This window comes from Mycobacterium sp. IDUB_39, from assembly GCF_055419205.1.
Genome location: NZ_JBVAXF010000007.1, coordinates 199,917 through 214,054 on the forward strand (window position 1 = coordinate 199,917; position 14,138 = coordinate 214,054).

A 14,138-nucleotide genomic window follows, 5' to 3' on the forward strand; every position below is an offset into this window, starting at 1 on the left:
ACACGGAGGACCGATGCTGCGCGACATTCGCGATCTCGCCGACGACCCGCAGGCTTACGCCGCGGAACTCCGGAGTCGCTGGGGAGGCCTGTTGAGCTACCGCTATATCGGGCGGCTGTACTCCTCGATGGACCCGCGCGCCGTGGACGACACCGTCACCGTCCGCCGCGACATGCGCAATCCGACGGGCGGTCTGCTGTTCGCCGTGCTCGGCATCTCCGCACCCGAGAGCGGGCACATGTCCGACCTCGAGGCGGTGCCCAACCCCGTCATCCACTCCTGCCAGATCCTCGATCCGGGCCGCGACGTGCGACGTATCGAGGTCGTGTCCGAGGAGCTGCGGCGCGGCAGGCAGATGGGCTACAGCCGAGCCAAGATCGTCGACGCCGACCGGCCCGAACGCGTGCTGGCCCTCATCGAGGGCCAGGGCGTGAGCATCGGCGTGCCGCCCGACGGGCTGGCGAAGATGGAGGTCGACGCCATCGAGGTGGTCGACGCGCCCGATCTGCCACCGCTGTGGCAGGTCTTCGGCGGCAGCCGCAGACTCGACGGACACTGGTCGCTTCCCGAGCTGTCCGCCGAGGTGGCCTCCCCCGACGCCGCCCTGCACATCGGGCCGCAGTTCGTCATCCTCGAGACCGCCGCGATGGACGCGGCCGCCGAGTTCGGCGAAACCGATGCGCTCCAGGGCGTCTCGGCACACGTGATGTTCCTGGCCCGCGGCAAAACGGGCCCGTTCCGCGTGGACGCTGAGCCGATGGCCGGCGCGGATGGCCTGATCGCCGTCCGGGTGCTGCTGCACGATGAGGGTGCCGACGACTTGGCCGTCACCTCCGGGGTCTACGTGTTCCGGGTCGAGAACGGGGCACGCGCATGAGTGGGTCCGTCCTTCTGCTCGACGGCGCCAGCATGTGGTTCCGGTCGTTCTTCGGCGTACCGTCCTCGATCACCGCACCCGACGGCAGGCCGGTCAACGCGCTGCGCGGCTTCCTCGACACGATCGCCACGCTCGTCGCGCGTGAGCGCCCGTCGCGCCTGGTGGTGTGCCTGGACCTGGACTGGCGGCCGCAATGGCGCGTCGAGCTGATCCCGTCCTACAAGGCGCACCGCGTCGAGGAGATCGTCGCGGGTGACGATCCGGACGTCGAGGTGGTGCCCGACGACCTCTCCCCCCAGGTCGACATGATCATGGCGATGCTCGATGCGTTCGGCATCGCCACCGCGGGTGCCGCCGGCTTCGAGGCCGACGATGTGCTGGGCACTCTCGCGACCCGGGAGCGGACCGATCCCGTCGTGGTCGTCAGCGGCGATCGCGACCTGCTGCAACTGGTGTCCGATGAGCACGTGCCGGTGCGGGTCTTCTACATCGGCCGCGGACTGTCGAAGGCGACGATGTTCGGGCCCGCCGAGGTGGCGCAGACCTACAACGTCCCGATCGACCGGGCCGGCCCTGCCTACGCCGAACTCGCACTGCTGCGCGGTGACCCGTCCGACGGTCTGCCCGGGGTGCCGGGGGTTGGCGAGAAGACCGCGCAGACCCTGCTGGCTCAGCACGGCTCGCTGGCGGCGATCCTGACCGCCGCGAACGACCCGACGTCGAAGATGCCGGCCGCGCAGCGCAAGAAACTGCTGGCCGCCGACGACTACATCGCCGCGGCAGTGCCTGTGGTGCAGGTGGCACGCGATGCGCCGGTGCGTCTGTCGGGCGACTCGGACACGCTGCCGCTGGTCGCGCGCGACCCCCGCAGGGTCGCCGAGTTGGCGGCCGAGTACGGCGTCACGTCATCGATCGCACGCCTGCAGAAGTCGCTGGACGCCATCCCGGGCTGACCGGGGTTGTTGCTGACCGGGGGTTACGGCTGACCGGGAGTTACTTGGGCCGACCGACCTCGTAGGTGCCGTCGTCGTCCTGGAACGTCACGGTGACCCGGCGCTTGGTGCCGTCGATGCTGACATCGCAGGTGAAGTTGTCACCCTTCTTCACCGTGGGGTTCTCGCCCTTGTTGCACACCACATCCGAGACGTTCTTGGCGCCGTAGCCGTTGGTCTCGTCGCCGAGCACCTGTGCGACACCAGTCTGCGCCGCGTTCACGTCGAGCTGCTTGCTGACGAACCAACCCGGTGCCACGAAGCCCAGGATGAGGACGACGGCCACGATGAGCAGCGCGATTCCGCCGCCGACGCCGAGCAGCAGGCGCATCGACTTCTTGGAACTCTCATCGGATCCCGGCTGCGGGTACGGCGAGAACTGTTGGCCCGGCTGCTGGCCGTACTGCGGCGGCTGCCCGGGTTGGCCGTACTGCGGCTGGCCGTACTGCGGCTGCTGACCGTACTGGGGCTGACCGTACTGCGGCTGCTGATAGGACGTGGGGCCGTACGCGGTCGGCTGCTGGCCGTACTGATCGGGTTGCTGGTACGGCTGCTGCGGCGCCGGGTACTGCGGGTACTGCTGCGGCGAGTAGGCCGGCTGCTGCCACGCAGGATTGTCGCCTGCGGGCTGCTCGGGGGCCGGTGGTTGCTGCCAGGCCGGTGGGTCGCTCTGCGGCGGTTGCTGACCTGGCCACGGCTGGGTCGGATCAGATCCCTGCGGTCCGCTCATCGTCTCTCCTTGGTCCTGACTTCGTCCTTGGCTCGCTGCATCCAAAGCGCTGGCATAACACTACAGTGCATCAACTGCCACGACGCCGCGTCGAATGTCGCCGATCGCACGTTTCGCCACCGTCCGCAGGGCCGGGTTGGGGGCGGCGTTGCGCACCTGGTCGAGCAGGTCGAGAACCTGGCGGCACCAGCGCACGAAATCACCGGCGGACAGCGGTGATCCGCTACCCGAGGCGTCAGACGCGGCGAGTGAGGCCGACAGATCGCCGGTGCTCGCCCACTTGTGGATCGCCGCGACGAAGCCCGGGTCGGGCTCGCGACCGGGTGACAGGCGGTGACGTTGTTCGTCGGCCCGAATCTCAGTACTGATCCGACGGGTCTTGGCCAACGACTGACGCAGCCCGGCACTCACCGCGTCGACACTCGGTGCCGCCCCCGGCGTGTCGCCGCGCGACTCGTAGAGCACCGAGGACAGCACCGCCGCCAGCTCCGCGGGTTTCAGCCCGTCCCAGGCACCGCGGCGCAGGCACTCGGCGACCAGCAGGTCGCTCTCGCTGTAGATGCGCGCGAGCAGACGGCCGTCATCGGTCACCCTGGGATCGTCCTTGGAGTCACCCCCGCCGTCGGCGATGAACCCGCGTTCGGTGAGCAGCAGCACGATTCGGTCGAAGGTGCGCGCCAGCGAATTGGTCGCTGCCGCAACCTTCTTCTCGATGTCTGCGTTGTCGCGCTCGATGCGCAGGTACCGCTCTGCGACGCGGACGAGGGCCTCGCGGTCGGATAGGTGGTGGGCGGGGTGCGCACGAAGCTGGGCACGCAGCACCGCCAGTTCCGGATCGACGTCGGGTTCCTCGTCGGGATCGCGCCGACTGCGCCGCCTCGGCACGTCGATTCCTGCGGCCGCGGACCTCAGGGCCGACGCCATGTCGCGGCGCACCCTCGGCTGGCGGTGCTCGACGCGCTTCGGCAGCGACATCGTCCCCACCTTGGCCGAGCCGCCGGCGTAGTCGGCGGAGGAAATCCTTCCGGCCCAATGATGTTCGGTCAGCACGAGTGGTCGCGGATCGTCGGCGTCGGCTGCGGGTTCGAGCACCACCGCCAGCCCGCTGCGGCGGCCCTGCCCGATGTTGATGATGTCACCGCGCCGGAGTCCCGCCAATGCGTCGTTGGTTGCCCGGCGGCGCTGGACGCGCGACGCGCGCGACTGCGAACGCTCCCGCGCCGAGATGTCTGCCCGCAACCGCGCGTACTCCAGCACGGGCGCATCCCGGCCGCCGTCGAGTTCGGCGGCGATCTCGTCGAGCATGCGTTCGCCACGTGCCACGCCGCGCACCAGACCGACGACCGACCGGTCCGCCTGGTACTGGGCGAAGGACCGCTCCAGAAGGCTCCGTGACTGATCCGGCCCCATGTGCTCGAGCAGGTTGATCGTCATGTTGTAGGACGGCGCAAAGGAACTGCGGAGAGGGAAGGTTCGCGTGGAGGCCAGCCCCGCGACGTCGGCCGGTTCCACGCTGGTGTCGTTGGGCTGCCACAGCACGACGGCGTGTCCCTCGACATCGATCCCACGCCGACCCGCCCGGCCGGTCAGCTGGGTGTACTCCCCCGGCGTCAGCGGCGCGTGCTGTTCGCCGTTGTACTTGACCAACCGCTCGAGGACCACCGTGCGGGCGGGCATGTTGATACCCAGAGCCAGTGTCTCCGTGGCGAATACGGCCTTCACCAGACCTGCTGTGAAGAGCTCCTCCACGGTGTGCCGGAACACCGGGAGCATTCCGGCATGGTGCGCGGCCAAACCACGCAGCAGACCCTCGCGCCATTCGTGATAGCCCAGGACCACCAGGTCCACCTCGGCCAGGTCCGCGCAGCGTCGATCGATCACCTCGGAGATGCGCGCACGCTGTTCATCGGTGGTCAGCCGCAACGACGAACGCAGGCACTGCTTGACCGCAGCGTCACAACCCGCTCGGGAGAACACAAACGTGATCGCGGGTAGCAGCCCCGCACCGTCGAGCGTGGCGATCACATCGGGCCGCGATGGCGGACGATAGAGCGTCGGCCTGCCCCGATGCGCGGATCGTCCCCTGCCACGGGGCTCCCAGTCCGACATCCGGTCGGCTTCCCTGCGCAACCTGATGTGACGAATGAGCTCGGGGTCCACGAGCGTGGACCCCGGGCCGGCCTGGCCACCCTCGAACAGGTCGAACAACCGCTTGCCGACCATCATGTGCTGCCACAGCGGAACCGGCCGGTGCTCGTCGACGACCACCGTGGTGTCACCGCGCACCGTCTGGATCCAGCCGCCGAACTCCTCGGCGTTGGACACCGTCGCCGAGAGGCTGACCAACCGCACGTCCTCGGACAGGTGCAGGATCACCTCCTCCCACACCGCTCCGCGCATCCGGTCGGCCAGGAAGTGCACCTCGTCCATGACCACGTGAGAGAGCCCATGCAACGCAGCGGAGTTGGCGTAGAGCATGTTGCGCAGCACTTCGGTGGTCATCACGACGACGTCGGCGTCACCGTTGATCGACTGGTCGCCGGTCAGCAGCCCGACGCGCTCCGGTCCGTAGCGGCGCACCAGATCGGCGTGCTTCTGGTTGCTCAGGGCCTTGATCGGCGTGGTGTAGAAGCACTTTCGGCCTGCGGCCAGTGCGAGATGGACGGCGAACTCGCCGACCACCGTCTTGCCCGCGCCAGTGGGGGCGCACACCAGGACGCCGTGCCCGCTCTCCAGCGCCTGGCATGCGCTGCGCTGGAAGCCGTCGAGCGCGAACGGGAGTTCGGCGGCGAATCGGCCGAGCTCATCGGCCGGCGCCTCAGGTGGCCTGGTCATCGACTGTCAGCCGAGACGGGGCGGGGACCGCACCGGGCGCCTCGACGTCCTCCGCACTGCCGATCGGCGCGGCCTGATCGTCGGGCACGTCCTCGATGGCCGCCCGTCGGGCCTTGCGCCGGTCGTTGAAATGCGCCACCTGGATCGCGAACTCGAGCAGCACCACCAACGCCATCGCGAGCGCGAGCATCGAGAACGGGTCGGAGCCCGGCGTCACGAAGGCCGCGAACACGAAGAGCCCAAAGATCATGCCGCGCCGCCAGGCGCGCAACTTCTCGTAGCTCACCACGCCGACGAGGTTGAGCATGATGATGAGCAGCGGGAATTCGAAGCTGATGCCGAACACCAGCAGCAGGTTGATCAGGAAGCCGAAGTACTGGTCACCCGATAACGCGGTGATCTGGACGTCGCTGCCGACCGTCAGCAGGAAGCTCAAGGCAGTCGAGAGAACCACATATGCCAGCACGGCACCGGAGATGAACAGCAGCGCTCCGAAGCCCACGAACACCGAGGCGAACCGGCGTTCCTTGTTGTACAAGCCAGGAGTGATGAACGCCCACAGCTGATAGAGCCAGACCGGGCAGGCCAGCACGACACCTGCGGTGAGCGAGACCTTGAGTCGCAACATGAACTGATCGAACGGCGCAGTGGCGAGAAGGCGACACTGCCCGTCGGGTGCGATCGTCGCCCGCGCGGACGCCGGCAGCGAACAGTACGGCTGGCGCAACCAGTCACCCAGGCTGGGCATGCCGAACACGCCGTGGGTGTACCAGAAGAAGCCGACGATGGTGGTGAGGACGACGGCGAGCGCCGCGATCAACAACCTATTGCGTAACTCCGCGAGGTGGTCGACCAGCGACATCGTGCCGTCGGGGTTGACCCGCGACCGTCGACGACGTGGGTCGAGCTTCCGAAGGACTCCTGAGGGGCGCACGGAATCGTGGGGAGACGGCGATCAGCGACGCGACGAGGCGTCGCGCTCGACGAGCGCGGCGATCAGGCCGGACGCTTGTCGGAGGATTGTTCTGGGGTCGATTGGCCAGTCGACGGCTCAACCCGCTCGGAGGCGATCGGCTTCGCCGGCGGCACGACGCCGTCCGTCGAATCCGACTTGGACTCCGACTGCATCTCCTTGATCTCGGATTTGAAGATGCGCATCGACTTGCCCAGCGAGCGCGCTGCATCGGGCAGCTTCTTGGCACCGAACAGCAGCACAAACACTGCGATCACGATCACCCAATGCCAGGGTTGCAGACCACCCATTCGGTCACCTCCAGACGTCGCGGTCGAGTCTACCCGCCGCTATCGGTACTGCTGACTTCGTAGGCCTGTAGCGCGGCGGCCGCGGATTCCCGCACTCTCTCGACCAGCGGTTGCGGTTCCAGAACCCGCACCGAAGCACCGAAACCCATCACGAACCGGGCCATCCACGCGGTCGAGGCGTACGTCATGGTCGCCTCGCACACCCCGTCGGCCAATTCCCGGACGACATGCAACGGGTAGTAGTCGAACATCCACGACGCGGACCGGTCGATCAGCAGCGTCGCCGAAGGCAGCGACGGATCCGAGTCGAACAGCGACGTGTCGGGCGCCGCCGCGACAGCGGGCGCGGGCGGCAGCGACGGCTCGTCGAGTTCACGGGCGTCGACGATGCGGTCGAACCGGAACAACCGCACTCCCTCAGCGGTGCGGCACCACGCCTCCAGGTAGCTGTGGTCGCCGACCAGGACCACCCGAATCGGATCGACGGTCCTGCTGGTCAGGGTGTCGTGCGATGCCGAGTAGTAGTCGATGGTCACCGCGTGGTCGTTGCGCACCGCGGCACGGACCGCCGTGGCGGCCGAACTCTCGATGGGCGCGGGCTCGTCACCCGCCGTGGGAGCCCCGCCCACGCTGGCGGTCACCGCACCCGCCGCGGACTCGATCTTGGCGATCGCGCTGCGCGCCGCCGCAGGATCGAGCATGCCGGGAACGTCCAGCAGCGCACGCAACGCAACCAGGATGCCGGTCGCCTCGGGCGAGGTCAGCCGCAGCGGGTGGTCCATGCCCGCCGAGAACGTGACATCGATGGTCTTGCCCGACATCTCGAAGTCAATGAGGTCACCCGGGCCGTACCCGGGCAGCCCGCACAGGAACAACTGCTGCAGGTCCTCGCGCAGTTGCTTGACCGACACTCCGAGGTCGATCGCCGCCTCCTCGAACGTAATCCGAGGGTTGGCCTTCAGGTAGGGAACCATGTTGAGCAGCCGCACCAGCCGCGTCGACACGCTAGACAACTGCCTCACCTCCGGCCTGTGCCCGCAGCCGGGCGATGACATCGTCCCGCAGGGCTGGCGGGTCCAACACGATCGCGTCGGCGCCGTACCCGGCGATCTCGCGCGCCAGCCGATCGTGCATCCCGATATCGACGGCCAACTCGTCTCCGGCACGCCCCCCGATGGTGCGGCTCACCACCTCGCTGGCCGCCCTGCGCAGCGCGGTCGCGCGGCCGTCGGCCACCCACACCCTCGCTTGAGCACCCGGTGGCCACTCCGCCACCGCGCGGTGCACGATATCCCGCAGGTCGAGGCCCTCGGGCCTGGTCACCGCGTCACGCGGTCCGATCGCGCTCACCTCGCCGATGCGCGACACCCGGAACGTGCGGGTGTCGTCGCGGTCCCGATCGTGGCCGACGAGGTACCACCGGCCCCGGGAGGTCACAACACCCCAGGGTTCCACTGTGCGGGTGCGGTAGGGCTCGCTGCGGGTCGAGCGGTGACCGAACTCGACCGCCTGGCCGGAGTGGATGGCGGACAACAGGATTCCGAGGACCTCCTCGGACCCTCGAAGTCCGGGCATCGTCGCCGACGAGCTGATCATGACATCGGAGTCGGCGGCGTCGACGTCGACGCCCGCGGCGCGCAGCTTGAGCAGCGCGCCCTGGGTGGCGGTGACGAGTTCGGGTGACTCCCACAGCTGCGTGGCGATCGCGACGGCGGCAGCCTCGTCTGCGGTGAGTTCGACCTGAGGCAGCGCATAGGTCTCGCGGTTGATCCGGTAACCCTCGGTCGGATCCATCGACGACACGCGCCCGGTCTCGAGCGGGATACCGAGATCACGCAACTCGTTCTTGTCCCGCTCGAACATCCGCGAGAACGCCTCATCGCTGGGACTGTCGCCGTAGCCGTAGACGGTCTTGCGAATGCGTTCTGCGGTGATGAAGTTGCGGGTGGACAGGAGTGCGATGACCAGGTTCATCAATCGTTCGACTTTGGAGATCCCCACTTATTTACCCTAATCCCCCGGTCGCTTCGCTCCTGCCCGCGGGAGCAAGCTTAGGCGCTACATGCTCGCGATCAGTCGCTTGACCCGCTCATCGACGGATCGGAACGGGTCCTTGCACAACACTGTTCGCTGTGCCTGGTCGTTGAGCTTGAGGTGCACCCAGTCGACGGTGAAATCGCGACCCGCCGCCTGTGCTGCGCTGATGAACTCGCCGCGCAGCTTGGCCCGCGTGGTCTGAGGCGGTTCGTTGACGGCCGCCTCGATCTCCTCGTCGGTGGTGATGCGGGCGGCCAGACCCTTGCGCTGCAACAGGTCGAAGACACCGCGACCGCGCTTGATGTCGTGGTAGGCGAGGTCGAGCTGGGCGATCTTGGGATCGGACAGCTCCATGTCGTACCGGTCCTGGTAGCGCTGGAACAGCTTGCGCTTGATCACCCAGTCGACCTCGGTGTCGACCTTGGCGAAGTCCTGACTCTCGACAGCGTCGAGCTGGCGGCCCCACAGGTCAACAACCTGCTCGATCTGGGCGTTGGGTTCGCGGGTCTGCAGGTGCTCGACGGCACGGCTGTAGTACTCCCGCTGAATGTCGAGCGCACTGGCCTGCCGCCCACCTGCGAGCCGCACCGGACGCCGCCCGGTCAGATCGTGACTGACCTCGCGGATGGCGCGGATCGGGTTGTCGAGGGAGAAGTCGCGGAACGGCACGCCAGCCTCGATCATCTCCAGCACCAGCGCGGCCGTACCCACCTTGAGCATGGTGGTGGACTCGCACATGTTGGAGTCGCCGACGATGACATGCAGCCTGCGGTACTTCTCGGCATCGGCGTGCGGCTCGTCGCGCGTGTTGATGATGGGCCTGCTGCGCGTGGTGGCGCTCGAGACGCCCTCCCAGATGTGCTCGGCGCGCTGGCTCAGGCAGAACGTGGCGGCCTTGGGCGTCTGCAGCACCTTGCCCGCACCGCAGATGAGCTGGCGGGTGACCAGGAACGGCAGCAGCACATCGGAGATCCTGGAGAACTCGCCCGCGCGCACAATGAGGTAGTTCTCGTGGCAGCCGTAGGAGTTGCCCGCCGAGTCGGTGTTGTTCTTGAACAGGTAGATGTCGCCGCCGATACCCTCGTCGGCCAGCCGCTGCTCGGCGTCGATGAGCAGATCCTCGAGCACCCGCTCGCCCGCGCGGTCGTGGGTTATCAACTGGATCAGGCTGTCGCACTCGGCGGTGGCGTACTCGGGATGGCTGCCGACGTCGAGGTACAGCCGGGCGCCATTGCGCAGGAACACGTTGGAACTGCGCCCCCACGACACGACTCGCCGGAACAGGTAGCGCGCCACTTCATCCGGAGACAGCCGCCGGTGACCGTGGAACGTGCACGTCACACCGAATTCGGTCTCGATGCCCATGATTCGCCGCTGCACGTATTCGAGCTTACGGGTAGCGGGGTCTCCGCGTATGGCACCTGTCACGGGTGTCCGCAACGGGTTCCTCGCTCAGGTCGCGCGCAGCCCGTCCAACACGAAGCCGAGATGCCGCCGCCACGGGGCGTCATCACCGGCCGACATGGCGATCACCTTCGACATCGCCGACACCAGCGTCACGAGGTCCTCGGGACCGAAGTCGGGCCGCAGCACCCCGGCCTCTCTCGCCCGCTGCGCCACCGCGTCCAGCGCTCCGCCGGCGCGACCGCAGTCCGCCGCGGCGTCCACACCGCCCACTTGACTACGGGCTATCGCCTCGTTGAGGGCGCGATCTCGGGCCTGCATGGCGAACACGCCCTCAAGCAGCGTCACAAACCCGCGCCACGCGTCGGGGTCGCCCATCGCGGCCTCTGCCAGCACATCGAAGGCGGCGAGCCGCTCGGGCAGGACCTCGTCGAGCAGTGCCCCGCGATTCGGGAAGTGGTTGTAGAGCGTGCCAATGCTCACCCCTGCGTGCCGTGCCACCTCATCCAGTGGCACATCCAGCCCCCGTTCGGTGAACAGCGCCGCGGCCGACGACACCAGCCGTTCGCGGTTGCGCAGCGCATCGGCACGCATCGACTGGGACATCGCTGCATCGTAGTCCGACCCGACCTAAGTTGAGGCAGGCCTCATGTTGTGCTATTAAGTTGAGCATGTCCTCAACTTCATCGCGACCCGTCCTTCTCGTCGTCGGTGCCGGTCCAGGGCTGGGCATGTCGGTGGCCCACCGATTCGGCGCCGAGGGACACGCCGTGGCACTCGTCTCCCGCTCCAACCGCCGCCACACCGAGTACCTGACGGCGCTCGCCGACGCGGGAATCGAGGCGGCGGCGTTCACCGCGGACGCCTCGGACACCGATGCGCTGCGGGCGGCAATCGACGGCGCCCGCGCCCGCTTCGGCCGCATCGACGTCGGGTACTACGGCCCCGCCGCGGCGTTGGCGATCGCCGACATCACCACACTCGACGCCCCCGGGGCGACCAAGGCCCTACTCGGCGTGGTGCCCGCCGTCGACTTCGCGTCATCGCTGCTGCCCGACCTCATCGCACGCGGCAGTGGCGGACTGCTCTTCGCAGGCGGGTTGAGCAGTGTGCTGCCAATGCCCGCGCTCGGCGGCCTGGCCCTAGCGGCGGCCGCACTGCGCAACTACGCGCTGACACTGCACGCCGCCCTGGCACCGATGGGCGTCTACTCCGGGACGCTGACCATCGGGGGTTTGATCGAGCGGGGCGACATTCACCGCGCCGTCATCGATCATCCGGACATGCTCGCGGACATGGCGGCGGCATCGCTGAACCCCGACGATCTCGCGGACACGCTGTGGCGGATGTACACCGGCCGAACGGATCCCGAGGTGGTCGTCAACGCCCTGTTGCAGCGAGGCCGCCAACCCAGCCCAGGCGCCTACTGACAGCGTCGGCGGCTGAGATCGTCACCTTGGCGATCTCCTCGAATTGATCCTCGGAGAGTCGGTATGACGGTCCCGAAACACTCAGCGCTGCAACCACTTCGGAATTGGCATCGCGAACCGGCGCGGCGATGGCGTTCAGCCCCACCTCAAGTTCCTCGCTCACGCTGGCCCAGCCGCGCGCCCGCACGGTGCATAGCTCTCGCTCCAGCTCGGCGACTTCGACGACCGTTTTAGGGGTGAAGCCCTGCAGTGGATCGGTGAGCTGGGCGGCTGCGCCGGCCCACGCAAGGAGAACCTTGCCGCTCGATGTCGCGTGTGCGGGACAGCTCTGCCCCACCCACGTCCGCAGGGTGATCTCGCTCGGGCCGATCGCCTCGACGATATTGATGATGCGATCGCCATCGAGAATCGCCAGATTCGCGGTCTCGGCGACATCGGCGGCCAGACCATCGCAGACGGCTTGACTGAGCCTGCCCAGGTCGGGTTGTCCGCTGCTGGCCCGCGCGAGGCGTGCGATGGCGAACCCGAGTCGGTAGGGGCCGCGATCGGATACCTGTTCGACGAAACCACGCGCCTCGAGCACTGCGACCAGCCGTGACACCGTCGACTTGTGCACACCGAGTTCAGCCGCGATCTCGGTGACACCGGCTTGCCCGAGACGCGCCAGGATCTCCAGAACGAGCAGTGCGCGGTCGACCGATTGGACCGCAGCGCTGCGGCCTTCTGATAGGCCCTTAGAAAGGCCCTCCGAACCCGTCTCCATCGCGTCCGACCCTATACTCGCCAATTCGCGGACTGGCGGACTCGCCGCTGCACCGCGGCGATCTCACGAAGCCCGTCGCCCAGCAGGCTTCGGTTCAGCGGTGACAGCTCCGACATCGTGATGACGTCGCCGGGCGTGTGTCCGGCGATCAGCTGTTCGACCTGATGAGCCATCCGGAGCCGCTGCACCATGGCGAACACGTCACCAAGCGTGCTGGCGTCCCGCTCGCTCATCGCACCCGCCTCCGCCGCGGCCCTCAGCCGCACCGGCGTACTCGCCGACGACACGGCGGCGCTCAGGCCGCCCCACCGGGCCAGGTTGACGATGGGCGTCGCGGCGTGAGCCTTGAGGTCGAAGGTCCCGCCCCGACGGGACAGCACGTCGCGCAGCGATCTGGCCCGCGCGCGCCCCGACAGCGCGTTCAGCAGCTGCAGTCGCAGCGCGTTCGGGTGGTCCACGCGCATCCTGCGATACGCCGCAGGAACGATGTTCAATGCCGGATCACCCCAGACCACCCGGCCATCGATCATCAGCGATGACAGCATCAGACCGTGGTCGCGCAGCGGGTCCGCGAGCCACGCCTCGGCCGCGGCGAACCACTGCGACCGCGACCGCGAGAAGCCCGGTTTGGACGCGATGGCGCCGTTGCGGTCCGACGGAAGACCACAGCAGTCCAAGATCTCGTGCGTGCGCACCGCGACCGCCCGCAGCTCCGGGCCGGCCGAGTCCAAATCGTCCCGCCACGACAGCGCGCTGTCGACGTCGGACGACGGCATCGCCTCCCGCCGCGCCACACTGCCCAGCGACAGCCACGCGAATCCGTCGACTGTGGGTCGCGCGGACTCGGCGAGTGCGAGCTGCAACGCCTTTCGCACCAGGCTGTCGATGACGACAGACAGAATCGCGCTGGTTGCCGATGCCTTGGTGCCGTTGCGAAACAGGTCCGCCGAGATGTCCGCCACCCGGCGGCCGATCAACGACAGTTCGGCGGCGTCCGTGGCCTGCCCAATCGCGCGTCGCAGCATGAAGCTCTGCCGCGCCGAGGCTGCGAGCAGGTCGGCGTCTTCAAGGACGCCGATCACCTCGCCACGGGGTGTCACGACCGGCATGTGTCGCCACCCGCAGTCGAGCATCTCCATGAGCACGGTCTCAGCCGTGAGATCAGCGGTGACCGTCCGGGCGGGAGCGCTCATCACATCGGCGATCGGCACGTCCACCGAGATGCCCGCGGCCACCACCCGCGTCCGCAGATCGCGGTCGGTGAAGATGCCGAGATCGCCGCCGGGCAACCGGATGAGCGCATAGGAGACCTGGTGGGCGGCCATCTCGATGACAGCGTCGCGCACCGAGGTATCCGGGGAGACCAGCAGCACCTCGCCGTGCAGCAGTTCGGAGATCGGCTGGCTGTCGGTGGCGGGCGCGATGGTCGGGTGGTCGGCGCTCCCGACGGGCCACGCCGAGGATGCCAGGTACGCCAACCCGGCGGGCTTGGCGAACTGTGCGCGGACCAACGGGTCTGGCAGCCGGACGAGGACGCTGGGAACCGTTGTGCGCGCGGTGAACTCCATCCCGTCACCGGTCAGCAGCGGGGTGTAGCCGAAGAGTCCGCCGGGACCGACGGTGTCGATGATCGACCCCTCGGCGGACTGCAGCGTCACCTGTCCCGAGTGCACCATCCAAACGTCGTCGGGTGCCCGTGCGGCGTAGTCGGCCACCTCGGTGTGCGCCGGGAACTCGACAACGGCCGACTCGGCGGCCAACTCGGCGAGTTCCGCGTCCGACATCGCCTGGAATGGGGTGTACGTGC

Annotated in this window: 13 protein-coding genes; 3 read left to right on the forward strand and 10 right to left on the reverse strand. The window is 68.1% G+C overall.

Features of this window, described 5'->3' with window-relative positions; all coding sequences use genetic code 11:
* Nucleotides 1-13: 13 nt before the first annotated feature.
* Together ACZY0X_RS25355 and ACZY0X_RS25360 are read left to right on the forward strand one after the other, a co-directional pair.
* Nucleotides 14-877 (forward strand): hypothetical protein, encoded by an 864-nt coding sequence (locus ACZY0X_RS25355; protein ID WP_463774347.1) that lies wholly within the window; start codon nucleotides 14-16, stop codon nucleotides 875-877.
* Nucleotides 874-1,830, forward strand: a complete 957-nt coding sequence (locus ACZY0X_RS25360; RefSeq protein ID WP_463774348.1) for a 5'-3' exonuclease — start codon at nucleotides 874-876, stop codon at nucleotides 1,828-1,830. Before ACZY0X_RS25355 ends, ACZY0X_RS25360 begins: the two co-directional genes overlap by 4 nt.
* 40 nt (nucleotides 1,831-1,870) lie before the next feature.
* Here ACZY0X_RS25360 and ACZY0X_RS25365 read toward each other — a convergent pair whose 3' ends face one another.
* The 8 genes from ACZY0X_RS25365 to ACZY0X_RS25400 all read right to left on the reverse strand — a co-directional run bounded on the left by ACZY0X_RS25365 (nucleotide 1,871) and on the right by ACZY0X_RS25400 (nucleotide 10,744).
* Nucleotides 1,871-2,599, reverse strand: coding sequence for a DUF4333 domain-containing protein (locus ACZY0X_RS25365; RefSeq protein ID WP_241404837.1), 729 nt, complete (start codon nucleotides 2,597-2,599; stop codon nucleotides 1,871-1,873).
* A 60-nt stretch (nucleotides 2,600-2,659) separates the two neighbouring features.
* On the reverse strand, nucleotides 2,660-5,434 hold the full coding sequence (locus ACZY0X_RS25370; protein ID WP_463774349.1) for a DEAD/DEAH box helicase: 2,775 nt from the start codon (nucleotides 5,432-5,434) through the stop codon (nucleotides 2,660-2,662).
* Entirely contained in the window at nucleotides 5,418-6,368 is a 951-nt protein-coding gene (tatC, locus tag ACZY0X_RS25375; protein WP_463774350.1) for a twin-arginine translocase subunit TatC, read from the reverse strand. Before tatC ends, ACZY0X_RS25370 begins: the two co-directional genes overlap by 17 nt.
* 62 nt (nucleotides 6,369-6,430) lie before the next feature.
* Nucleotides 6,431-6,697: a Sec-independent protein translocase subunit TatA gene (gene tatA, locus ACZY0X_RS25380; protein WP_463774352.1), complete on the reverse strand. Its 267-nt coding sequence runs from the start codon at nucleotides 6,695-6,697 to the stop codon at nucleotides 6,431-6,433.
* A 29-nt stretch (nucleotides 6,698-6,726) separates the two neighbouring features.
* Nucleotides 6,727-7,710: a helix-turn-helix transcriptional regulator gene (locus tag ACZY0X_RS25385; protein WP_463774353.1), complete on the reverse strand. Its 984-nt coding sequence runs from the start codon at nucleotides 7,708-7,710 to the stop codon at nucleotides 6,727-6,729.
* On the reverse strand, nucleotides 7,703-8,698 hold the full coding sequence (locus tag ACZY0X_RS25390; protein ID WP_463774355.1) for a helix-turn-helix transcriptional regulator: 996 nt from the start codon (nucleotides 8,696-8,698) through the stop codon (nucleotides 7,703-7,705). The genes ACZY0X_RS25385 and ACZY0X_RS25390 overlap by 8 nt, the downstream gene beginning before the upstream one ends.
* A 57-nt stretch (nucleotides 8,699-8,755) precedes the next feature.
* Entirely contained in the window at nucleotides 8,756-10,114 is a 1,359-nt protein-coding gene (gene pafA, locus ACZY0X_RS25395) for a Pup--protein ligase (RefSeq protein ID WP_241404831.1), read from the reverse strand.
* Nucleotides 10,115-10,186: 72 nt separating this feature from the next.
* Complete coding sequence (locus ACZY0X_RS25400; RefSeq protein ID WP_463774357.1) at nucleotides 10,187-10,744, reverse strand: TetR/AcrR family transcriptional regulator; 558 nt, start codon at nucleotides 10,742-10,744, stop codon at nucleotides 10,187-10,189.
* A gap of 65 nt (nucleotides 10,745-10,809) precedes the next feature.
* Here ACZY0X_RS25400 and ACZY0X_RS25405 point away from each other — a divergent pair, with 65 nt between their 5' ends.
* On the forward strand, nucleotides 10,810-11,568 hold the full coding sequence (locus ACZY0X_RS25405) for an SDR family NAD(P)-dependent oxidoreductase (protein ID WP_463774358.1): 759 nt from the start codon (nucleotides 10,810-10,812) through the stop codon (nucleotides 11,566-11,568).
* Here ACZY0X_RS25405 and ACZY0X_RS25410 read toward each other — a convergent pair.
* Both ACZY0X_RS25410 and ACZY0X_RS25415 read right to left on the reverse strand, forming a co-directional pair.
* On the reverse strand, nucleotides 11,519-12,331 hold the full coding sequence (locus ACZY0X_RS25410) for an IclR family transcriptional regulator (RefSeq protein WP_463774360.1): 813 nt from the start codon (nucleotides 12,329-12,331) through the stop codon (nucleotides 11,519-11,521). The two genes, ACZY0X_RS25405 and ACZY0X_RS25410, sit on opposite strands and share 50 nt — an antisense overlap.
* A gap of 11 nt (nucleotides 12,332-12,342) precedes the next feature.
* Nucleotides 12,343-14,115 (reverse strand): putative nucleotidyltransferase substrate binding domain-containing protein, encoded by a 1,773-nt coding sequence (locus tag ACZY0X_RS25415; RefSeq protein ID WP_463774583.1) that lies wholly within the window; start codon nucleotides 14,113-14,115, stop codon nucleotides 12,343-12,345.
* Nucleotides 14,116-14,138: the final 23 nt, after the last annotated feature.

Excerpts from the sequence above, each read along its gene's own strand:
- ACZY0X_RS25355 (WP_463774347.1), top strand. The coding sequence starts at position 14 with ATGCTGCGCGACATTCGCGATCTCGCCGACGACCCGCAGGCTTACGCC.
- ACZY0X_RS25360 (WP_463774348.1), top strand. The coding sequence starts at position 874 with ATGAGTGGGTCCGTCCTTCTGCTCGACGGCGCCAGCATGTGGTTCCGG.
- ACZY0X_RS25365 (WP_241404837.1), bottom strand. The coding sequence starts at position 2,599 with ATGAGCGGACCGCAGGGATCTGATCCGACCCAGCCGTGGCCAGGTCAG.
- ACZY0X_RS25370 (WP_463774349.1), bottom strand. The coding sequence starts at position 5,434 with ATGACCAGGCCACCTGAGGCGCCGGCCGATGAGCTCGGCCGATTCGCC.
- tatA (WP_463774352.1), bottom strand. The coding sequence starts at position 6,697 with ATGGGTGGTCTGCAACCCTGGCATTGGGTGATCGTGATCGCAGTGTTT.
- ACZY0X_RS25400 (WP_463774357.1), bottom strand. The coding sequence starts at position 10,744 with ATGTCCCAGTCGATGCGTGCCGATGCGCTGCGCAACCGCGAACGGCTG.
- ACZY0X_RS25405 (WP_463774358.1), top strand. The coding sequence starts at position 10,810 with ATGTCCTCAACTTCATCGCGACCCGTCCTTCTCGTCGTCGGTGCCGGT.
- ACZY0X_RS25410 (WP_463774360.1), bottom strand. The coding sequence starts at position 12,331 with ATGGAGACGGGTTCGGAGGGCCTTTCTAAGGGCCTATCAGAAGGCCGC.
- ACZY0X_RS25415 (WP_463774583.1), bottom strand. The coding sequence starts at position 14,115 with ATGTCGGACGCGGAACTCGCCGAGTTGGCCGCCGAGTCGGCCGTTGTC.